The organism is Wolbachia endosymbiont (group A) of Lasioglossum fulvicorne (assembly GCF_964028605.1).
Taxonomy (GTDB): domain Bacteria; phylum Pseudomonadota; class Alphaproteobacteria; order Rickettsiales; family Anaplasmataceae; genus Wolbachia.
Window position 1 is genome coordinate 1,257,689 of the sequence record NZ_OZ034798.1, and the last position, 21,979, is coordinate 1,279,667.

Below are 21,979 nucleotides of genomic sequence, written 5' to 3' on the forward strand. Positions count from 1 at the left end.
AAAAATTTTTATTCAAACCTTCAAGGATAATTCACGTAAATGTTTACTATCTACCTTAGAAGGAGCACCCATTAGAACATCTTCACCTTGCTGGTTCATAGGAAAACAGATTACTTCACGAATGTTTGGTTCATCGGCAAGTAGCATAACCATTCTATCAATCCCTGGTGCTATTCCACCATGAGGGGGAACACCAAATCTGAATGCACGTACAAGTGCGCCGAATTTTGTATCAACTTCTCCCTGGCTATAACCTGCAATGGCAAAAGCTTTGTACATTACATCCAGCTTATTATTACGAATTGCCCCGCTTGACAGTTCTATTCCATTACAAACGAGATCATATTGGTAAGCAAGGATATTCAGTGGATTCTTTTCCTCTAAATCTTTCAGACCACCGTGTGGCATGGAGAATGGGTTATGGAAGAAATCGATTTTTTTACTTTTATCGTCATATACAAAATAGGGAAAATCAATGATCCAACAAAACTTGAAGATATTGTCATCTATAAGACTGAGTTCTGACCCTAAAAGAGTGCGCACTTTCCCTGCAATTGTTGCTGCCTCATTCTCTTTGTCAGAAGCAAAAAACACACTATCTCCAGTCCCTACATTCGTTACTTCTCTTATGTAGTTTAGCCTATTGTCATCGAGGAATTTAGCAATTGGGCCTTTCGCAGTTCCATCTTTATCAAACGTTATATATCCAAGACCCTTAGCACCGAATTCTTTTTGCGCATGTTCTATTTTTTTATCAAAGAAGCTGCGTGGTTCCTCTGCTGTCTTAGGTGCAGGGATGGCTCTCACTACCATACCACGCTCAATATTGCTTTTGAAAATATTGAACCCTGAATCACGGAAAATTTCTGTAACATCGTTGATTAATAGTGGATTACGCAGATCTGGCTTATCAGAACCATATTTGAGCATTGCCTCTTTATATGTAATACGTGGAAAATCTTTATCAACAGACTTACGAGAAAATTTAGCAAACACTTTATATAAGGTAGACTCAATAATCTGAAAGATGTCTTCTTGAGTTATAAAAGACATTTCAAGATCTAGCTGATAAAACTCTCCCGGAGAACGGTCAGCCCTTGCGTCTTCATCACGAAAACACGGTGCAATTTGAAAATATTTATCAAACCCTGAGACCATGAGCAATTGCTTAAAAATCTGCGGAGCTTGCGGCAATGCATAGAATTTACCAGGATTTAGCCTACTCGGTACTAAATAATCACGTGCACCTTCAGGGGACGAAGCAGTAAGTATTGGAGTCTGAATTTCCAAAAACCCTTGCTCTATCATGAGCTTGCGGAGTTCTGCAATAATTTGTGAGCGCAGAATAATATTGTTACGGGCTTTTTCACGCCTTAAATCAAGAAAACGATATTTAAATCTCATATTTTCCGGATATTCTTGTTCGCCAGCAATGCTCGCTAATATACTTCTTTCTTCTTTCGCTATTTCTTCATCACGGTGGAACTCGACTTCCGATTCAACGTGCAAATTGCTAACTACAACCTCAATTTCCCCAGTTGCGATAGAGGTGTTTACCGTATCTTCAGTTCTAGCTTCAACTATTCCTGTAACAGTAATTACACTCTCCAATTTTAAATTTGATATCTCATCAAAAAAGTCTTTGTCATTATTAAATACTAGTTGAGTGATTCCATAGAAGTCTCTTAAATCAACAAAAATTAGGTTACCGTGATCGCGCTTACGGTATAACCATCCAGAAAGGGTAACTTCCTTTTCTACATCATTCTTCCTTAATTCTTCACACGTGTGAGTCTTGTAGCAGTTCATATTTGTTTCACTTCTAAATTCTTTAAAAAGTATAGAAATAAACCTTATTACATACAAGCCCATTCGTCAGATATTTGTCCAATTTACGAAATAGAGCAGTGTTGCTTTTATACTGTCTTTACCCGCAAAGAAATTGCACAATTTCTATAATTATGGTATAATGATAAGGGTATTTTTAGTGAATTAGATACAAGAAATGCCATTTGCACAGATCATAACATATAGCGTAACATTACTTGCTGTAGCTGCAGTATTTCTCTTTTTGAGAAAAATATACAAAAATCGCATTAGAAAAATCATATTTCCTAGAAAAGTTTTTAAAGAAGAGTGGGAAGAAGACAGAAAATTCAATGAATTATATCAAAAAAATAAGCAAAAAGAGTTGCTAAAACAACAAGAAACGTTACGCGAGAAACAAAAAGATGTGCAAGTTTATAAAGAAGATCCAGAAATAGTTGACATAGCAAAACCGGTAGGTAAATGGACAAAGATGGTTATGATGGGTAATGGTTTAATGCAGCGTTTTGCACAATTGATACATAGAGAAGGCGGCCAGAAAGGATTTTGGGAGCTGTTTGTAAAAGCTCAGGCTTCAACTCAAGGTAAACATAAGGGGAAGGGCAGATGATGTATCCATTATATAACCTGCTTTCTGATATTAAATTTCTTGTATTGTGTTGAATGTTATAGCCAGTTTTGCCTCAAACACAAGGGTGTCATCCCAGTGCGTGACACTGGGATCCAGCAAGCTTTGCTTGCAAATGTGCTTAACAAACATTAGACTTCTTGCATTATCCCATGCCATCCCTGTCTGGGATTCAGAAGAGTCAATTGCAACCAAGCAATTGTATAAAAAAAACTGGATTCCAGTGTCAGCTACTTGCATGACATCATTCGTTGTGCAAACTACCTACAAATTGCAACCTAAAGTATCTGGGTTCTGGATCCTCTTTGGAGGTCCAGTAAATGCTTGAATGTGAAAATTTATCCTGCGCGCGTAATAATAAGGTACTATTTAAAAATCTCAGTTTTAAAGCTGAGCCAAAATCAAAGATTCTAATCACTGGTCCAAATGGTAGTGGTAAAACCATCTTAATTAGAAGTTTATCTGGACTTTTACCGCCGGTATCAGGCAATATAAGGCACTGCGGAAAAGACATATATGATGATCCAAAATCCTATATACCTTCCATGGTCTATATAGGCCATAAGAATGCCTGTAAAGATAGCTTAACTGTTGCTCAAAACGTAGAATTCTGGGCAGGAATACGAAATACTAGGGAATTGATTGTGGCAGCTATTTGTTGCTTGCAGTTGCAACCTGTACTTAATATTAGATATGGCGAACTTTCTGCAGGCTGGAAAAGGAGAGTTGCGCTTGCTCGCCTCTTGATTTCTAATGCAAACGTTTGGCTGATAGATGAACCATTTTGTAATCTTGATAGCGCAACGTGTGAATTAGTGCTGAACCTAATCTCAATACGCTCTGAGCAAAATGGTATAGTATAGCATTTCTTATAATAGTCCGAACAGGTCATAGGAAGGCAGAATCAACAGCACGACGAAAGGATTCGAATAGAGGAATGTTTTTCCTAGCTCTGTTTTTTATAGCAAACCAATGATGCTCAATTTTGTTGAAATCTGGAGAATACGGCGGCAGATACAAAATTTCTGCACCAACTCCTCTAGCAAGCTCGATAATCTTACCAGACTTATGAAAAGTAGCATTGTCAAGAATGACAGTCTGTCCAGGTTCCAAGATCGGTGTCAAAAATTGCTCAAACCATCCATTAAAAACATCCATATTACAGTGGCCTTCAAAGGTTAATGGAGCAACTATCTTTCTTCTACTTAAGGCTGCAACCATACTGATTCGTTGAGTTTTCTTTCCAGATTTTAGGCCATAAAACCGCTGTCCTTTCTGGCAATACCCATATGGATAGTCCTCTGTGTTATCAATGCCAGACTCATCTATATAAACTAAGTTTTCTGGTTCTTTTGTTGCTATAATTTTTAAGAATTCAGCACGTTTTTCTTCGTTTCTTTCCTTGTATCCATATGTCTTTTTTTGCGCGTAAATCCAATTTTTCTGAGAGCTCGGTGGATCGTTTGGATACTAACGTTGCCCCAAAGTTTAGCCATTTCCGACAGAGTCTTTCCTCCGTTTTCTCTGGCAAATTTAGCAAAGGCATCCCAGTCGGTAATTTTGTGATTGTAACCTCCATTTCCAAGTTTTTTTGATTGAAAGTCTCCTGTTTCTTTTCTTCTTTGCTGCCACTCCCATAAAGTAGTTCGTCCAATTTTAAATCTTGCTGCCACTGTTTCTCTGCTTCCTCCCTCCTCTAGCGCTTCCATTGCTTTTTTCCTTAAGTCATAACTATATGCTGCTGGCACTCAACCTCCTTATCATCGTCTATCCTTACCTTATCACATCCGGACTTCTATGAAAAGAGCTATAATTATTACAGGGCATAGCTCTACAGAGCAATTGTGTGATTTTACAACGATTGATATACGCGATTTCAATAGATTTCTTGCATAGTTTTTGGCAGCGCGTTAACAACCGTTAGAAACGAAAAACTTCCTTGACAAACTCCGCCAGCCCCCTTATCATGGTACTGGAGGTATTCGTTTATCTTCAATCTGTGCAGATTAAACGACAACAGTATTACGTAATTGGCGTCTTATTTTTAATTTTTTGCACTATGTGCACCTTATGTCTTCACAACATTTCTGGGTTTTTACCTATATAAGCTGAAACGCGCTTATAAAGCGTTTAAGACAGTATAGAACGCCAATTTGCAGGATTAGAGAGTGACAACTAGCTAACACGGGATATCTTTTGCCTTTTTTTCTGCTTAGTAAATTTCTTAAACATTCAAACTAAGGTGAGTTGCATTCAAAAGCAGCTAAATTGCAGTGTTTAAGACTTAAAAAACGCCAATACTGAAAATAGACAATGACTAGGGCTTCGTGTGCCTTTTTTTTATTTGGTAAATTTCTTAAATATTTATGGCTAAACGACAACCGTCATCCCGCTGCTTGTTAGCGGCTAAGAACCTGTACATGATCTCAAGAAAGGAATAAACTAAGAGATAATATATATAAGTTAGGATATATGAGGAGTTTATACCCAAGTGATATAAGTCGGGAAAGATTTGAGATTATGTTACCAGATCTAGAGTCCTGTAGAAAAAAAACAAAACCAAGGAAACTTGATTTGTATGATGTATTTTGTGGAGTGTTATACGTTCTGAAAAGCGGTTGTCAGTGGAGAATGCTACCAAAAGAGTTTCCAAAATGGCGCAATTGTTACGACTATTTTAAGAAGTGGAGTGAAAAACCAGATGCAGATAAAGAAAGTGTTCTGGAGCTGGTGTTAAAAAAAAATAGTTGGCGTGGTCCGACAAAACAATGGTCGGAAAGAAAAAACCAGCTTCTGCATAATTGATGCACAGAGTGTAAAAAATGCAGATACTGCTGAAGAAAAAGGCTATGATGCAGGCAAAAAGATTTCAGGAATAAAACGCCATATTGCAGTAGATACGCAAGGTTTGCCCCATGCAATTTATATAACAACAGCAGAGATAACTGACCGTAGCAGTGCTGTGAGAATGGTCGAAAATGCAAAAGAAAACCTCTCGGGAGTTAAAAATGTACTGGTTGATGCAGGCTATACTGGAGAGAATTTTGCAACTCAAATAAAAACGATTATTGGTGCAACCGTTGAAGTGATAAAAAGAAATGAATTACATTCCTTTGTTGTATTGCCCAAAAGATGGGTTGTGGAGCGATCTTTTGCTTGGTTAGAAAAATGTAGAAGATTGTGGAAAAATTGTGAGCGAAAACTCAATACTAGCCTACAAATGGTCGTTCTGGCTTTCACTGCCTTACTTCTGAAAAGATTATGAACAGGCTCTAAGGGATACTGCGAATGAATCGCGGTATGACGGTTAATTATTCTGCGGCGGTATGACGTAGAGCTCGCGTTAGCTATACTTTTATACTCACCAACTCAGTATCCAATCTGGATCCAAGTAGTCAGCTACTCGGATGACATCTTTGTGTTTGAGGCAAAACCAGCTATAACATTTCTTCGCAAACAAATGTTCGTACAGTTGTGCGCGTGATGCTGGAATCTAGACAACAATTAGATCCTATTGTCAAGCAATAAGCTACATGTGCTATTTATTTAGTAGATTAAATATGAAGTTTAAAACTCTGCTATTGACTTCCTGTAGAACTAGTGAAAACCAAACTTGCTTAAAACCACTTAATTAGTTATAGTTATAAGTTTAGGCACAGTAAAATGACAGCTTTTGTCCCCTTGATTATTTTTTTAATCTTGTATCTTGGAAGTGGTGCTTATTTTTCTTTTATCGGAACTGATAATCCACTTCATCAGGTTTCACCAGTAATCTGCTTATTACCAGCACTATTTTTTGCTGTCTCACGTGGTACAAATAAAATTCAGCATAACATCGATACTGTTATCGAGGGCATGGGTGACAAAAATACCCTTACTATGTGTTTAATTTTTTTATTTTCTGGAGCATTTTCTGCAGTTACTCAATCAATTGGTAGCGCAGACACTGTCGCTAATTTAATTCTTAATTTCCTTCCAGCAAGATTACTGCTGCCTGGAGTATTTTTGGCTTCTGCTTTTATTTCAACTGCAATTGGTACATCTATGGGAGTTGTTGCGCTGATGGTACCTACAGCTGTTAATCTGGCAAAAAGTGGAGCTTTTGGTCTCGAAATAGGAACTGCAACTGTAGTAGGTGGTGCCGTGTTTGGCGATAACCTTTCGATGATATCTGATACCACCATTGCATCTGTTTCTTCACAGGAAGCTTCAGCAAAAGATAAACTTAAAATGAACTCTAAAGTTGCACTTATTGCCAGCATTATAACACTCATCTACCTAGCAGTTGCCTCAAATAGTACAAAAATTATTTCTATATCAAATTTAGATTATTATTCTATAATAAAAATTATTCCTTACATTTCTTTAATAATCATGGGGCTGCTTGAAGTTGCCACTTTAGTAACAATAACTATAAACATAATTATTGCTGGTGTGCTAGGAATAACTTTTTTTGACTATGCTATCATTCAATTTCCTCATGACGTGTATGACGGTTTCAAAAAAGTAAACGAAATAGTGATATTTGCTCTATTTATCGGTGGATTGAGCCATATAATGTACAAACAAGGTCAAAAAGCGTTGCATAAACTCATCGATGAAAGCAATATCACAAAAACTAAAGCTGAATTTGTGATAGCAGGAATTGCGTCTATGTTTACTACCTTAGTTGCCAATAATACCATTGCTATTTTACTAAGTGGTGGCATTGCAAAAAGGCTTGCACAAAAACACAGTATTGCGCCACATCGCAGCGCATACTTATTAGATGTTTTTGCTTGTGCTACAAAAGGTATCTTACCTTATGGTTCCCAACTACTGCTAGCAGGGAGCATCGCCTCTGTATCACCTATTTCTTTATTAACACAGGTATATTACTGCTTTATTCTAGCGGCAGTTACAATAGGCGAAATAATCATCAACAGCAGAAAAGAGAAACGTTGTGCGGCTGCAGCTTAGAGTTTCTCTTTTTTTACCCATAAGGAACGGAATTACTTGACACCCTTCGCCAACCCCCTTATCATGAAACTGAAGCTATTTATTTATCTTCTCTGTGCAGATTAAATGACAAAAAAACTCAATGTATTTGGCGTCTCATGTTTAGTTTTTTGCACTATGTGCGCCTCATGTCTTTATAAAACTTCTAGCTATACAAGCCGAAACGCGCTGTTCAAGACATCAAAAGACGTCAAATAGAACAAGGGAGAATTTGAATACTGGCTACCCTGGGGATTCTTTGCCTTTTTCCCTGCTTAGTAAATTTCTTAAACACTTGCGGTGTAGGTTAGTTGCAAGTTATAGCATTTCTCATAATAGTCCGAACAGGTCATAGGAAGGCAGAATCAACAGCACGACGAAAGGATTCGAATAGAGGAATGTTTTTCCTAGCTCTGTTTTTTATAGCAAACCAATGATGCTCAATTTTGTTGAAATCTGGAGAATACGGCGGCAGATACAAAATTTCTGCACCAACTCCTCTAGCAAGCTCGATAATCTTACCAGACTTATGAAAAGTAGCATTGTCAAGAATGACAGTCTGTCCAGGTTCCAAGATCGGTGTCAAAAATTGCTCAAACCATCCATTAAAAACATCCATATTACAGTGGCCTTCAAAGGTTAATGGAGCAACTATCTTTCTTCTACTTAAGGCTGCAACCATACTGATTCGTTGAGTTTTCTTTCCAGATTTTAGGCCATAAAACCGCTGTCCTTTCTGGCAATACCCATATGGATAGTCCTCTGTGTTATCAATGCCAGACTCATCTATATAAACTAAGTTTTCTGGTTCTTTTGTTGCTATAATTTTTAAGAATTCAGCACGTTTTTCTTCGTTTCTTTCCTTGTATCCATATGTCTTTTTTTGCGCGTAAATCCAATTTTTCTGAGAGCTCGGTGGATCGTTTGGATACTAACGTTGCCCTAAAGTTTAGCCATTTCCGACAGAGTCTTTCCTCCGTTTTCTCTGGCAAATTTAGCAAAGGCATCCCAGTCGGTAATTTTGTGATTGTAACCTCCATTTCCAAGTTTTTTTGATTGAAAGTCTCCTGTTTCTTTTCTTCTTTGCTGCCACTCCCATAAAGTAGTTCGTCCAATTTTAAATCTTGCTGCCACTGTTTCTCTGCTTCCTCCCTCCTCTAGCGCTTCCATTGCTTTTTTCCTTAAGTCATAACTATATGCTGCTGGCACTCAACCTCCTTATCATCGTCTATCCTTATCTTATCACATCCGGACTTCTATGAAAAGAGCTATATCTCTGCTGTTGTTATATAAATTGCATGGGGCAAACCTTGCGTATCTACTGCAATATGGCGTTTTATTCCTGAAATCTTTTTGCCTGCATCATAGCCTTTTTCTTCAGCAGTATCTGCATTTTTTACACTCTGTGCATCAATTATGCAGAAGCTGGTTTTTTCTTTCCGACCATTGTTTTGTCGGACCACGCCAACTATTTTTTTTTAACACCAGCTCCAGAACACTTTCTTTATCTGCATCTGGTTTTTCACTCCACTTCTTAAAATAGTCGTAACAATTGCGCCATTTTGGAAACTCTTTTGGTAGCATTCTCCACTGACAACCGCTTTTCAGAACGTATAACACTCCACAAAATACATCATACAAATCAAGTTTCCTTGGTTTTGTTTTTTTTCTACAGGACTCTAGATCTGGTAACATAATCTCAAATCTTTCCCGACTTATATCACTTGGGTATAAACTCCTCATATATCCTAACTTATATATATTATCTCTTAGTTTATTCCTTTCTTGAGATCATGTACAGGTTCTAAGAAATGCTTTTAAGCTATTAATTTTAGTTAATACTAAAAATAACTCTCTAATCCGCCTTTTTAGCTCAATAAATGCCTTTGTTAAACTGAGTTCTGTATTCTTTTTTAGTTTTGTACAACTGACCATTCCATGAAATATGAGAATTGCACATAATTTAGCATATAATTCACACAATACTCTGTATGGCTTCCCTTTTAGTTCATCAAGTCTTATGTAGCTCTTGTATAGTTTAAATAACAACTCAATTTGCCACCTTACTCTGTAGATTGTTAATACTTGCTCAGCACTAATTTTATCCTCTGGAATATTAGTTATGAATATTGACCAGTTCAACAATTTTTGATTCCTTTTGGAAGATGTATATCCATGTGATTTTGCCAATTTATTAGCTTTTCTTCTTCTGGCTAGAGACTGCTCTTCAGTTAGTTTATGACATATCATTCTTACTCTAATCTTTGCTTCTTTTCCCAATAATACCTCAGTTTCTAAAAATAGCTTGTCTCCTAAACATTCCAATAATTCCATTTTTTGATTTGTTTCTATAGCATATATATTGGTATCAGATTTATAACGACTAATAAAATAAGCTCCCGTTTCATTGATCTGTTTAAAAGAACTTGGGACAAAATAACCAAGGTCAGATATTAGCAAATCGTTACTTGATATATCGATCAAATGCTCTCTATAACCTTGGTCTGACCTTACTCCCTCCGTTATGTTAAGTTGATCCAATGTCTGATTTAAGTAATCAAAAACTAATTGTAACTTTATCCCAGACTTAGTGTTACTCTCATAACCTTTGTAACTAGTACCATACCCTTTATACAGATTTTTCATACTGTTAGGCAGGCTAATATAGCTACTATCCAATAACTTGACGCCTTTAAATTGCTGCAAGATTCTACAATCAATTTGCAGGATATTTTTAAATAAAGCCATAGATTCATTGTACATTCTCTTCATAAATTCTACTGCTTCTTTAGTAAACCTGAAATCTAAACCCTGTTTCGTCATTACCACAGATTCTTCGTTTAATAATTGGCGCATTGCATCTATGCTGCAGTTTTCAATTCCTATATTACCCCAAATTATAGCTTTTATGAATGATGAACCGCTCAGCTTTCTCTTCCTTTTTACAAATCATGTTTCAATTGATACCTCATTTGCCATTTCATTGAAAAATTTGTTGAGGTTGTTTGATAGGCAAGTTATTTTATTCATCGTTAGCTCTCTCACTAAAAGTATATCTGAAAGAACTTATATCTTATTATTCTATCTCCTTCATGTCTTTTTCCTTAACTTGACGCGTATGGTTTATTTAACACTCCCGTCATTTGCTTTATCTTCCAACATATTCACCTGATCTAAATCCGATAGAGCATTGTTGGCACACCATCAAAAGTCGCCTCAGACCTCTAATGCATCAATGTACAGACTTACACCTTTTAGTTGGTAATACCATTTTAGACGTTTATCATTCGTTTTAGAAAATACTATAGTTGAAATAGCGCAGTTACTCACCCCATAAATTTGGTGCTCTCTTTCAATCAAAGGTGTCTTGCTGCTTGAAATGTTTTCTTTGTAAAAATTTGGCTTATCTTTATATCATCTCATTCAAACAGCATTAACATAACTTATGCCTTTTTTGGATGTAGAAATTTTCTAGGAATTGTCTTTTTGAATTCTATGGTATTTTGTTTAACATTGAAACAAGAGGCCAGTGTCACGCACTGGCATGACACCCATTTGTTCCTATAGTTGTCTTTTCTCGTCTACCTTATTTTGCCACTCTGCTGAACAGATACATAAAGAAAGTGGAAAATTGGATATTCTCAACTCGACTCCTGCAGATTAAAAATTAAGTTGAATAAAAATTGGGTTTGACGCAGTTTTTTCCCATAGTTTAAGAAATTAAAAATTTAACGATTAGAATTATAATTACAGACCACAGTAAAAAATAGACTTTTCCATTTGATTTATTTTTAATTTGGATGTTTTCTAATTTTTTATCAGCTATTAGGTTTAATTTTTCTATAAGGCTAAATATCCCTTGGATTGTTTTTACAGGATAAGAACTTCTAATTTTTTCCCTATACCCTATTTTACTTTCATGTTGACTGCTTATCCACGCTTCAACTACTTTCCACATATTGATTTCTGGGTAGATCTTTCTACATGTCCCTTCCAGTAAAATTATAGTTTTCTGCAGCAATAACAATTGTGTTTGAACTTTCATATCAAAATCACCAGTTATTTTTAATAGCTGAGCAAGTAAACTAGCAAATGAAATCTTCTGTATAGGCTGCCCAATAATGGGTTCACCTATTGCCCTGCAAGCTGTGACAAAATTTCTATGCTGTGATGAAACATAACCAGCTTTAAAGTGAATTTTTGCAACGTGATCATAATCCCGATTTAAAAAGCCTTTGAGTATCTCTATAACGTAATAGCATGTCTCACGATCTATTCTACCCATGATTCCACAATCCAGAGCAATAATATTGTTATTACTATCAACCATTAGATTTCCAGGATGCATATCAGCATGAAAAAAACAATCCCTGTATACCTGATTACAAAACGATTCTATAAGATTGATAGCTATTTGCTTATGATTATTCAGTTTTTCAACTTCGTATATTGGCGTTGCTTCTATCCATTCTAATGTTAAAACCTTTTTTGCAGTTCTATTCCAATCTATTTCAGGTAAATAAAAACCTCTGTCATTTTTTGTGTTTTCCTTTAGTTCCGAAGAGTGAGCAGCTTCAAAACGTAGATCTAACTCTAATCGGCAAATTTCAGCAAAAGTTTTGACTAATTCAATTGGCCTCAGCCTTTTTGATTGTTCGCTAAATTTTTCTGCAATTTCTGCAAGCCAAGAAAGCATTTTTATATCCCTTGAGAATGTTTTCTCAATATTTGGCCTTAAAACCTTCACAGCAACTTCCTTACCCTCAGTTGTAACCGCTCTATGCACCTGAGAAATCGATGCTGCTGCAATTGGCTTTTCAGAAAAGCTTGAAAAAATGTCGCTCAATTTACAATTAAACTCACTTTCTATAGTTTTAACTGCTATTTTATGTGAAAATGATGGCAATCTATCACATATCAATAACAAGTTATTTGTTATATCCTCATTTAAAACATCAGTACGTGATGAGATAGACTGCCCAAACTTAATGAACACCGGACCTAATTTTTCAAGAGCACACTTTAGCTTGTGGCCTTGTATTCTATTTATTGATTTTTTTGATGGTGGAAGTAAATAAGGTAATATATTGTAACGCGTCAGCACCGTAGTTATGTGCAGAAGACGCAAAATATTTTGAATCATTTCGCTGCGTAACTGCTAAATATTTCATTTAGGGTTCTATTTTTCATAATCTCATCAGGCTTGCCTTGGCAATAGATAGTATTATTTATACAAATTACGTAATCTGAGGATGGTAGAGCAGAGTTAAGATCATGAGAAGTCATAAGAATCGATACCAATCGTTTTTTTGCTATTTTATTTATAATATCATAAAATTTAGCCCGCGCGTTAATATCCATTGCACTAACTGGTTCATCTAGAATGATCAAGTCAGGCTCTGCAATTAAACAACGTGCAAGTAGCAATAATTGTGTTTGCCCTGCAGAAATTTCTAACACTTGATTCTTCAAAATGTTACCGATACCAACCAACTCTATCGCTTCTGTAATAATGGATTGATTTTTCTTTAGTCTTTTCAAGGAGCTATTTAAAAGGAAATATTCAACTGTTATTGGCATCAAATTACTAATACTAAAATTTTGCGGCATATAGCCAATTTTTATGTTGTCAGCAAATACGATATTACCGGTACAGCTTTTATTTATGCCAGCAATTGCTTTCACTAAAGAGGTTTTACCTCCACCATTTGGACCAAGTATTGTAATTACGTCTCCTCTTTCCATGAACATATTGATATTGTCAAGGATTCTTTTACCATCATATGTGAGAGCAAGATTTTCTATTTTTAGAACACGATTATTGACATTATTCAATTTATTGACAAAATTTAACTTCTTCTCAACGTTTATATGAGACATTTACTGACTTTTTTTTTATTACTTTCATTTACACTATACTATAATATCGCCTTTTCATCCAATTTAAAAGTTGTAGCTACAATCAAACCTATTCACTCACTTGTAGCTTCTGTTACAGAAGGGATTTTAGAACCGGAATTGCTTGGCTATGCAACATCTGCGCATAATTATATATTAAAGCCATCTGATGCGAGTAATTTAGAATCAAGTGACGTTATATTTTATGTTGACGATAACTTAGAGACGTTTGTTCAAACTTTCGCCAAAAATAATAAAGAACTAGTGCAATTGTCAAAGGCAATCAACCTACTTCCTACTCGGCCACATTCATTTTCTAGAAAAATCACTCACATTCAAGATGAAAAAGATTTACACATTTGGCTGAGTCCCGAAAATGCAAAGAGCATGATACTTTCTGTAAGTGCAACATTGTCTAACATAGATAAAGAAAATTCCTACCGATACAACTCTAATGCAATGAAAACTATAAAAAAAATAGACCAAGAAGTAAAAGAAATCATGAAAGAACTGAATGATTTTAAAAATCAAAAATATATCGTCACTCATGATGCTTATCAATATTTTGAAAAATATTTTGGTTTAAATCACCCAAGTGCCATTCTTTCCATAGAAGAGGATTCTTACATAGGTATGAGGAGTGTAATGAAGCTAAAAAAGATAATGAAGGAAGAAAACGTTAAATGTATATTTGCTCATTCACAAGAAGATAGCATAAAGCCTAATGCTCTTTCTAATGACGCAAAAATGGTAGTTCTTGATCCTATTGGATCAGACATAGAGCCTGGAAAAGATGCATATCTAGCCATAATCAATAGCATTGCACAAAATTTTAAGTCTTGTTTTGTTGAGTAATAAGTTCCCTTTTAGCTTACTGTTTTATTGTTCTGCATTTATTTGTCCTTTACATATTATGCAGGTTTAGAATTATGCTTTATTCTTACATTTATGTCTTGGCCCAATACAATCAATAAGTTAAGCAAGTATTCTAAGGAAAACCCTTCGATTTTTGACCTATTGATTTGAGATACTTTAGGTTGATCAACCTTTAGAGCGTTTGCTGCTTTTTTCTGTGTTGTGTACTTCTTACTTATTAATTGTGCAATGATCTTTATTAATTTCAGTTTTGTATCTTTTACATCCCCCAACTCTACTATTATAGGATAACTTAATTGTAAATTTTGCATAATAATAAAATCCCTTATAAAAAAATTACTTTAGTTTTTCTTCTTTAAATAACACATGCCTTCTGACTACTGGGTCATACTTCCTAAACTCCAGTTTTTTGGTGAGCTTTTTTGGATTACGCTTTTTTACATAAAAATAACCTGTTGATTTTTCTTCACCAGTTTTTGTTGTCTTGATTGCAGTGCTAACTAACTTAACGAGCAAAGAAGCATTTTTTTTCGCCATACTTATAATGATATAATAAATTCTATGCGAGTTTATTACGCAAAACACTAAAAGTCAACCGAATAATGCAGATCGTAAAATTCTTGACAATCAACAGTGCATTAAGTAGCATGAAGTTAACTTCAGAATGAAAAGCAAACGGTAAATAAGTGGCAAATAGTGGTAAAAAGTTATTATTGATAGAAAATTCCACCTGTTCTAATGAGGTAAGAGTTGCCTTGTCAGTTAATAATAAGGTTGTAGAATTTGAACAAGAATTCAAGGAAAAAAAACAATTAAGAGGTAATATATACGTTGCTTATATAAAGCGTATAGAGCCTTCTTTGCAAGCCGTATTTATCGAATATGGAAAAAATAAGCAAGGTTTTTTGTCTTTTTCCGAGATATCTCTAGATTACTTCAATATTCCAGAAAAAGAAAAGGAAACTATCTTTGAGAGCTACTCAAATGACGATTATACAGAAAAAGGGAACGATACCATAGCAAATGTCTCTTCAGATTCTGCAGCTAGTAAGAATGTTAACGAGTCAGGTAGTGGTTTTGTAAGAGAGGTACCTTTATATAAAAAATACAAATTACAAGATGTTATTTCAGTAAATCAAAAAGTATTGGTTCAGCTAACTAAGGATGAACGAGGCAATAAAGGAGCTTCATTTACAACATACATAACTTTAGTGGGTAGATACTGTGTTTTCATGCCAAATTCCATGAGTAAAGGTGGAGTGTCTCGCAGAATTGAAGATGCTAATGTCAGAAAGCAGTTAAAGGAGATACTGAGTTCAATAAACTTGCAAAAAAGATCAGGTTTAATAGTAAGAACTGTTGGTTCAGGAAAAAATAAGAAAGAAATTGAGCAGGATTACAATTACTTATCCTCATTATGGCAGAGCATTCAAAAAAATGCCCTCTCTGTAAACGCTCCATCATTAATTTACAATGAAGCAGATGTAATTATGAGATCTGTTCGTGATTTTTGTAGCGATGGTATAGAAGTTATAGTGTCTGGAAAGGAAGCTTTTGAAGCAGTTAGGCAATATGCTAACAATGCACTAAAAGGTAGTAAGTTGCGCTATAGATTGTATAGAGGTTATGCTCCGATCTTTACTTACTACGGAATCGAAGATCAAATTTCTGAGTTATATAGCAATAGAGTAGAATTGCCATCTGGTGGGTCTTTGATAATAACTTTAACTGAGGCGTTTGTTTCGATAGACGTGAATTCAGGAAAGATGACAGGAGAAGATAGCATAGAAGAAACAGCTTATAGAACCAACATGGAAGCAGTACCTGAAATATCAAGACAGGTGAATCTTAGGGGCCTATCAGGATTAATAGTAGTCGATTTTATTGATATGTTGAAATATCAGTATTGCAGAGCTGTTGAGTCTGCTATAAAGCAAGCGTTTAAAGATGATAAAGCTAAAGTTCAATTTAGCTACATAAATGACTTTGGTTTAATGGTATTTTCAAGACAAAGAATTAAACCAAACGTACAAGAAATTAATACTACAGAATGTTTACACTGCAAAGGCACTGGAAGAATAAAATCAAACGAAGTAATTGTTTCATCAATACTAAGGGATTTACAACATATTGCTAACAAGAATCGAAATAAGTCTTTTGATTTAGTAGCACACAGTGCAGTTATAGCGTACATTTTTAATAACAGACGCAATACAGTTTCTACAATCGAAAAAGAGTTTAATATTACATTGAACGTTAATATTGATAACAGTTTAGATGTAAATGCATTTGTTTTAAAACAAGGAGATGATGTTGATTTAAACGATTATAAGCCATTACAGAACTCTGGATACCAAATTGGGGATAGCAGCAATGAAGAAGCTGATAATTCAAATAAACTACGAGGCAATTTTTGGCTGACTAAGTGGCTTTCGCGCCTTTTAAGTTCTAATAACTAACTAGAAACCTAAATTGGGCTTGTAATTAATGAGTCCTATACTTATATATTCTTATATCAGATAATATTTACAATGGGGTACTCATTATGGGAAGAGCAATAGGTATAGATCTCGGAACAACAAATTCTTGTGTTGCAATAATGCAGGGCAAAGACACAAAGGTAATAGAGAATAAAGAAGGAGCAAGAACTACTCCATCTATAGTTGCATTTACTTCATCAGGAGAAAAATTGATTGGTGCTCCAGCAAAAAGGCAAGCAACCACTAATGCAAGTAATACCTTTTTTGCTACTAAGAGATTAATAGGCCGTCAATACGGTGATTCTGAAATGAAAAATCTAAACGTGCCGTATAAAGTGTTTGCGGCAAAAAATGGTGACGCATGGATTAAAACCACTGATAATAAAGAATACTCTCCTAGTCAAATTGGTGCATTTATACTACAAAACATGAAAGAAGCAGCAGAAGCTTATCTTGGAGAGGAAGTAAAAGATGCTGTGATAACAGTGCCAGCATACTTCAATGACTCTCAACGTCAAGCAACAAAAGATGCAGGAAAAATCGCTGGATTAAATGTGCTCAGAATAGTAAATGAACCAACTGCTGCAGCGCTTGCTTATGGTCTTGATAAAAAACATGGACACACAATAGTGGTGTATGATCTTGGTGGTGGTACATTTGATGTTTCAATACTTGAAATAGGTGAAGGGGTTTTTGAAGTAAAGGCTACAAATGGTGATACCCATCTTGGAGGTGAAGACTTTGATAATGGAGTAGTGAGTTATTTACTAGATGAATTCAAGAAAAGTAATGGCATTGATTTGAAAAATGATCCAATGGCTATGCAAAGAATCAAAGAAGCTGCTGAAAAAGCGAAAATTGAATTATCAAGTGCAATGGAAACGGAAATAAATCTACCGTTTATTACAGCTGATGCAAGTGGTCCAAAACACTTAAATATGAAATTAACGAGAGCAAAACTTGAAAACTTAGTGAATGATTTAATCGAAAGAACTATGGCTCCTTGTAAAAAAGCTCTTGAGGATGCTGGTTTATCTGCTAGTCAAATTGGCGAAGTGGTTCTTGTTGGCGGCATGACTCGTATGCCAAAAGTCATAGAGAAAGTTAAAGAATTCTTTGGCAAAGATCCACATAGAGGAGTTAACCCTGATGAAGTTGTAGCAATTGGAGCTGCAATACAGGCGGGGATCATTCAAGGTGATGTAAGAGATGTGTTACTACTTGATGTGACTCCACTTTCTCTTGGTATTGAAACTCTAGGAGGAGTATTCACTCCACTTATTGAACGTAATACTACTATTCCCACTAAAAAATCTCAAGTGTTTTCAACTGCAGAAGATAACCAAACAGCCGTTACAATTAAGGTACATCAGGGTGAAAGAAAATTGGCAGTTGATAATAAGTTACTTGGCCAGTTTAGTTTGGAAGGGATACCTCCTGCTCCGCGCGGAAGGCCACAAATTGAAGTAACATTCGACATAGATGCAAATGGAATAGCGCACGTTTCTGCAAAAGATAAAGCTACTGGAAAAGAGCAAAAAATACGCATTCAATCTTCAGGTGGTCTATCTGATGATGAAATAAATCGCATGGTAAAAGAAGCTGAAGAAAAAGCGCAAGAAGATGAAAAGCGTAAAAAATTCATTGAAGTGAAGAATCAAGCGGATAGCTTAGTCCATTCTACAGAAAAGTCTCTGACAGAGTATGGTGATAAAGTTTCACCAGAAGATAAATCTGCTATTGAAAATGCAGTTAACGAATTAAAAGAAGTTAGTAAATCTGATAACATTGATGACGCTGATTCAATACAGCAGAAAGTTACTAATCTTTCTCAATTATCTATGAAACTTGGAGAAGCTATGTATCAAGCATCTCAACAAAATAGTGCTGAAAATGGCTTTTCATCAGAAGGGAATCCAAATGATAAAGAGGAAAAAGTAGTAGATTCTGATTATCAAGACATAGATAATAAAGAAGAGAATAAGTAATTGCGATTGTCATCCAAGTAGCTGATACTGGAATGACAAGAGGAGCATATTGTTGCTTAAAGAAACCATTATGGACATTATTAAGGCAATAGAAGAAAAGATACGCGATTCGATAGATGTAATTGATATCAACATTATCGATGAATCAGCAAAGCATGCTGATCATTATTTTGCTTCATCTTCAACATTACCTTCGCACATTAAATTAATATTAATATCTGACGGCTTTATTGGAATGAGCGTTCTAAAAAGACACAAGTTGATTTATGAGTTATTGAAGGGTGAGATAGAGCTAATACATGCAATTTCTCTTCACTTGTATACGCAAGATGAGTACAATTTAAAAAACAAATAATAAAAATGTGAAGGAAGAGTCTATATTAGTTAAAGCAGGAAGAAAATTTAATGACTATAAAGGTTCCATGAACCCGCCAGTTTATCATTCTTCTACCATATTATTTCCTACTTACAAAGACTACTTAAATGCTGCAAATGGAGAAAGTATATACGATGTAATCAACGATGGTGTTGCAAGAGATTACAGCTATAGTAATGTTGGTACTCCCACTGTTCATTATCTTTCAAATGCACTGGCTGAAATTGAAGGGAGTGGACAAGCGCTTATTTATCCTTCCGGACTATTTGCACTTACTTTTGCTATTCTAACTTTCACTAAAGCAGGCTCGCACGTTTTAATTCAAGATAATAGTTATTATAGGCTTAGGAGGTTTGCAGAAAATGAGCTACCAAAAAGAGGAACAGAAGTAACTTTTTATGATCCAACACAGGATATAACTGATTTAATTCAGAGTAATACTTCATTGATAATGATCGAGACTCCTGGTTCTGTAACGTTTGAGATTTCGAATATAGAGCATATAGTAAAAATTGCTAAGGAACATAAAATTGTGACCGTTTGTGACAATTCATGGGCCACTCCTTTGTTATTTAGGCCGCTTGATTATGGAATTGATGTTGCACTATATGCGGTAACAAAGTATCTAGCCGGTCACTCAGATTTATTGATGGGGACTATGATTGCTGAAGGTGAAATTTTTAAATTGCTTTATGAGAGCTATAAAAATTATGGAGTAACCATTCAATCGCACGACTGTTATCTTGCACATAGGGGACTAAGAACACTGCACACACGTATGAAAAAGTACCAAAATACAGCAATGGAAGTGGCAAAGTGGCTAGAAGCACAGCAAAAAGTTAGAAAGGTTTTATATCCAGCACTTCCCTCCCATCCTCAACACGAATTATGGAAAAGTTACTTTAAAGGAGCAAGCGGCGTATTCAGTATAGTATTGGGTAGAGAATATTCATGTGAAGAACTAAGCTGCATGGTTGATCACATGAAAATTTTTGGTATCGGTGCTTCTTGGGGAGGGTGCGACAGTTTGATATTACCAATAGATCGTAGATCTATGTCAAGATCTGTAATGAATTCAGATTATGGTGGAAGTTTCGTGCGAATATTTTGTGGACTAGAAGATCCTGAAGATTTAATCTCTGATTTAAATGCTGCACTAGCAAGGTTGCCATGTTTGAATATCAAAGCTGGCAGATGAAACTGAGAGAATTACTGCATAACATTATTGATGTTGACTTTGATGTTGAAATCAAGGGTGTTACATGTAATCCCAAGAGAGTCAAGGAAGGTTATCTTTTTGTTTGTGTGTCAGAAAGGAGTAAAGAATACGCAACATGCGATACTGGAATCCATATCCTTCCTACTGAATCACAGTGTTACGTACACAACTGTGTAGACGTTGTGATACAAGGGGCCAAGAAAGATGTCATCCCAGTGCTTGACTACTTGGATCCAGAAAATTTAATTGCAAATGAGCACACTAGGCAATTGTATAATAAAAACTGGATTCCAGTGTCACGCACTGGAATGACAGATACTTCGAGCTTTGCAGTGCTTGAACACCCAAACCCTCAAGAAATATACAGCGAAATAGTCAGCAGGTTTTATCAATTCAAACAGCCCAAATATGTTGCTGCTGTAACTGGTACAAATGGTAAAACTTCAGTAGTAGAATTTTGCCGCCAGATCTGGCAAAACTCTGGCTACAATGCTGCTTCTATTGGAACACTTGGAACATGCATCAATAATGGCAGAAAAGGTAATAGCAACAGCCTTACCACTCCAGGTGCAGATGACCTTTACGCAACATTGCGTGGTATAAGTGTAGAACACTTAGTGTTGGAATCATCAAGTCATGGAATTGATCAATACAGAATCCATGGATTAAAGTTGAGTGCTGCAGCTTTTACTAATTTCTCGCAAGATCATTTAGATTACCATAAAAATCTTGGTGGATATTTAGAAACTAAAAAAAGGTTATTTTACGAGGTATTACCAGAAGGAAAAACAGCGATTTTAAATGCGGATATAGATGAATACTGCGCATTGCTTAAAATAGCTGAAAAACGCAGCAACAAAATTATCACCTATGGAAAAACAGGCTCTGATATTACTTTATTGGAGCAAACACCAACCCCTAATGGTCAACATCTTACAGTAAAAATTGATAACCAAATTTACAATATATTTTTCCCAGTTTTAGGAAAATTTCAAGCATATAATCTGTTGTGTGCAATGGGTATAGTTACCTTGTCTGGACTGAATTACAGAGAAATATGTGTGGATAAACTCATTTTTCCAGCAGGAAGAATGGAAAAAGTGAAACCTTTTGCATTTGTAGATTACGCTCATACTCCAAGTGCGCTTAAACAAGCCCTATTGTCTTTAAAATGGCATTTCAACAAGAAAATAGTCCTAGTTTTTGGATGCGGTGGAAATCGCGATCAGACGAAACGTTCAGAAATGGGCAAAATAGCACAAATGTATGCAGACAAAGTAATAATTACAGATGATAATCCGCGTGATGAAGATCCGGCAAAAATTCGCCACGATATTTTGCTACATTGCCCTGATGCACTGGAGATAGGGGGTAGGAGAGAAGCTATAGAGAAAGGCGTAGATATTGCCTATAACGAGGGTATGATTCTGCTAGTTGCAGGAAAGGGAAATGAGAAATTTCAAATTATAGGCAACCAAACTTTTGAATTTAGCGATGTTGAGGTTATTAAAAATCATGCCTTAACATACTGATTTTCGCAATGGGCTTACCTCCGCTAATGTGCGAATATTGAAGCAAAAGTGATGTCATCCCAGTGCTTGACACTGGGATCCAGGAAAAAAAGAGCATAGATCCAGTGGATGGCAGGAATTGGTGTCATGAAAGTAGCTGATGCTGGAATTTATAGCATTTCTCATAATAGTCCGAACA

The 21,979-nt window shown here is 35.6% G+C and carries 15 protein-coding genes and 6 pseudogenes; 12 read left to right on the forward strand and 9 right to left on the reverse strand.

The window, feature by feature from the left end; translation table 11 throughout:
* Window positions 1-12: 12 nt before the first annotated feature.
* Window positions 13-1,809, reverse strand: coding sequence for an aspartate--tRNA ligase (gene aspS / locus ABWU71_RS07035; RefSeq protein WP_353284925.1), 1,797 nt, complete (start codon window positions 1,807-1,809; stop codon window positions 13-15).
* A gap of 196 nt (window positions 1,810-2,005) precedes the next feature.
* Between aspS and ABWU71_RS07040 the strand changes: the two genes are divergently transcribed.
* Both ABWU71_RS07040 and ccmA read left to right on the forward strand, forming a co-directional pair.
* On the forward strand, window positions 2,006-2,437 hold the full coding sequence (locus ABWU71_RS07040) for a hypothetical protein (protein ID WP_353284369.1): 432 nt from the start codon (window positions 2,006-2,008) through the stop codon (window positions 2,435-2,437).
* 338 nt (window positions 2,438-2,775) lie between these two features.
* Window positions 2,776-3,315: pseudogene (ccmA, locus tag ABWU71_RS07050) on the forward strand (heme ABC exporter ATP-binding protein CcmA); the annotation flags it as partial.
* 28 nt (window positions 3,316-3,343) lie between these two features.
* On the opposite strand, the gene ABWU71_RS07055 reads toward ccmA, so the two are convergent.
* A protein-coding gene (locus tag ABWU71_RS07055; RefSeq protein ID WP_353284076.1) for an IS630 family transposase occupies window positions 3,344-4,203 on the reverse strand; the annotation gives its coding sequence in 2 pieces (ribosomal slippage) (window positions 3,344-3,879 and window positions 3,879-4,203; 861 coding nt in all).
* A gap of 61 nt (window positions 4,204-4,264) precedes the next feature.
* Here ABWU71_RS07055 and ABWU71_RS07060 point away from each other — a divergent pair.
* The 3 genes and pseudogenes from ABWU71_RS07060 to ABWU71_RS07070 form a co-directional block, all read left to right on the forward strand.
* Window positions 4,265-4,351 (forward strand): annotated as a pseudogene (locus ABWU71_RS07060) (heme ABC transporter ATP-binding protein CcmA); the annotation flags it as partial.
* A 576-nt stretch (window positions 4,352-4,927) separates the two neighbouring features.
* Window positions 4,928-5,720 (forward strand): IS5 family transposase gene (locus tag ABWU71_RS07065; RefSeq protein WP_265023453.1). Its coding sequence is split into 2 segments (ribosomal slippage): window positions 4,928-5,191 and window positions 5,193-5,720, totalling 792 coding nucleotides; the frame shifts between segments, so codons are not numbered across the junction.
* 398 nt (window positions 5,721-6,118) lie between these two features.
* The gene (locus ABWU71_RS07070) at window positions 6,119-7,414 is read left to right on the forward strand and encodes a Na+/H+ antiporter NhaC family protein (protein WP_353284370.1); all 1,296 of its coding nucleotides are present in this window, start codon (window positions 6,119-6,121) and stop codon (window positions 7,412-7,414) included.
* Between the two features lie 367 nt (window positions 7,415-7,781).
* Here ABWU71_RS07070 and ABWU71_RS07075 read toward each other — a convergent pair.
* The 3 pseudogenes from ABWU71_RS07075 to ABWU71_RS07085 form a co-directional block, all read right to left on the reverse strand.
* Window positions 7,782-8,641 (reverse strand): annotated as a pseudogene (locus tag ABWU71_RS07075) (IS630 family transposase).
* A 62-nt stretch (window positions 8,642-8,703) separates the two neighbouring features.
* A pseudogene (locus ABWU71_RS07080) lies at window positions 8,704-9,175 on the reverse strand (IS5 family transposase); the annotation flags it as partial.
* A gap of 51 nt (window positions 9,176-9,226) precedes the next feature.
* Window positions 9,227-10,462: pseudogene (locus ABWU71_RS07085) on the reverse strand (IS4 family transposase); the annotation flags it as partial.
* A gap of 113 nt (window positions 10,463-10,575) precedes the next feature.
* On the opposite strand from ABWU71_RS07085, the gene ABWU71_RS07090 reads away from it, so the two are divergent.
* The gene (locus ABWU71_RS07090; RefSeq protein ID WP_353284371.1) at window positions 10,576-10,728 is read left to right on the forward strand and encodes a transposase; all 153 of its coding nucleotides are present in this window, start codon (window positions 10,576-10,578) and stop codon (window positions 10,726-10,728) included.
* A 416-nt stretch (window positions 10,729-11,144) separates the two neighbouring features.
* Here the strand turns inward: ABWU71_RS07090 and ubiB are convergent, their stop codons facing one another.
* Entirely contained in the window at window positions 11,145-12,575 is a 1,431-nt protein-coding gene (ubiB, locus tag ABWU71_RS07095; RefSeq protein WP_353284372.1) for a 2-polyprenylphenol 6-hydroxylase, read from the reverse strand.
* Window positions 12,572-13,312, reverse strand: a complete 741-nt coding sequence (locus tag ABWU71_RS07100) for a metal ABC transporter ATP-binding protein (RefSeq protein ID WP_265015585.1) — start codon at window positions 13,310-13,312, stop codon at window positions 12,572-12,574. The genes ubiB and ABWU71_RS07100 overlap by 4 nt, the downstream gene beginning before the upstream one ends.
* On the opposite strand from ABWU71_RS07100, the gene ABWU71_RS07105 reads away from it, so the two are divergent.
* Window positions 13,304-14,185, forward strand: a complete 882-nt coding sequence (locus tag ABWU71_RS07105; RefSeq protein WP_353284373.1) for a zinc ABC transporter substrate-binding protein — start codon at window positions 13,304-13,306, stop codon at window positions 14,183-14,185. The genes ABWU71_RS07100 and ABWU71_RS07105 overlap by 9 nt on opposite strands.
* A 56-nt stretch (window positions 14,186-14,241) precedes the next feature.
* On the opposite strand, the gene ABWU71_RS07110 is transcribed toward ABWU71_RS07105, so the two are convergent.
* Entirely contained in the window at window positions 14,242-14,517 is a 276-nt protein-coding gene (locus ABWU71_RS07110; protein ID WP_353284374.1) for a helix-turn-helix domain-containing protein, read from the reverse strand.
* Window positions 14,518-14,542: 25 nt separating this feature from the next.
* Complete coding sequence (gene rpmG, locus ABWU71_RS07115) at window positions 14,543-14,743, reverse strand: 50S ribosomal protein L33 (protein ID WP_015589280.1); 201 nt, start codon at window positions 14,741-14,743, stop codon at window positions 14,543-14,545.
* A 149-nt stretch (window positions 14,744-14,892) separates the two neighbouring features.
* Here rpmG and ABWU71_RS07120 point away from each other — a divergent pair, with 149 nt between their 5' ends.
* The 5 genes and pseudogenes from ABWU71_RS07120 to ABWU71_RS07140 all read left to right on the forward strand — a co-directional run bounded on the left by ABWU71_RS07120 (window position 14,893) and on the right by ABWU71_RS07140 (window position 21,801).
* A complete protein-coding gene (locus ABWU71_RS07120; RefSeq protein ID WP_353284375.1) occupies window positions 14,893-16,665 on the forward strand; it encodes a ribonuclease E/G in 1,773 nt (590 codons plus the stop codon).
* A gap of 86 nt (window positions 16,666-16,751) precedes the next feature.
* The gene (dnaK, locus tag ABWU71_RS07125) at window positions 16,752-18,674 is read left to right on the forward strand and encodes a molecular chaperone DnaK (protein WP_353284376.1); all 1,923 of its coding nucleotides are present in this window, start codon (window positions 16,752-16,754) and stop codon (window positions 18,672-18,674) included.
* A gap of 70 nt (window positions 18,675-18,744) precedes the next feature.
* Window positions 18,745-19,029, forward strand: a complete 285-nt coding sequence (locus ABWU71_RS07130; protein WP_010962929.1) for a BolA family protein — start codon at window positions 18,745-18,747, stop codon at window positions 19,027-19,029.
* 7 nt (window positions 19,030-19,036) lie between these two features.
* Window positions 19,037-20,270, forward strand: a pseudogene (gene metC, locus ABWU71_RS07135) (cystathionine beta-lyase).
* Entirely contained in the window at window positions 20,245-21,801 is a 1,557-nt protein-coding gene (locus ABWU71_RS07140; RefSeq protein ID WP_353284377.1) for a UDP-N-acetylmuramoyl-L-alanyl-D-glutamate--2,6-diaminopimelate ligase, read from the forward strand. The pseudogene metC and the gene ABWU71_RS07140 overlap by 26 nt, the downstream one beginning before the upstream one ends.
* Window positions 21,802-21,979 lie beyond the last annotated feature (178 nt).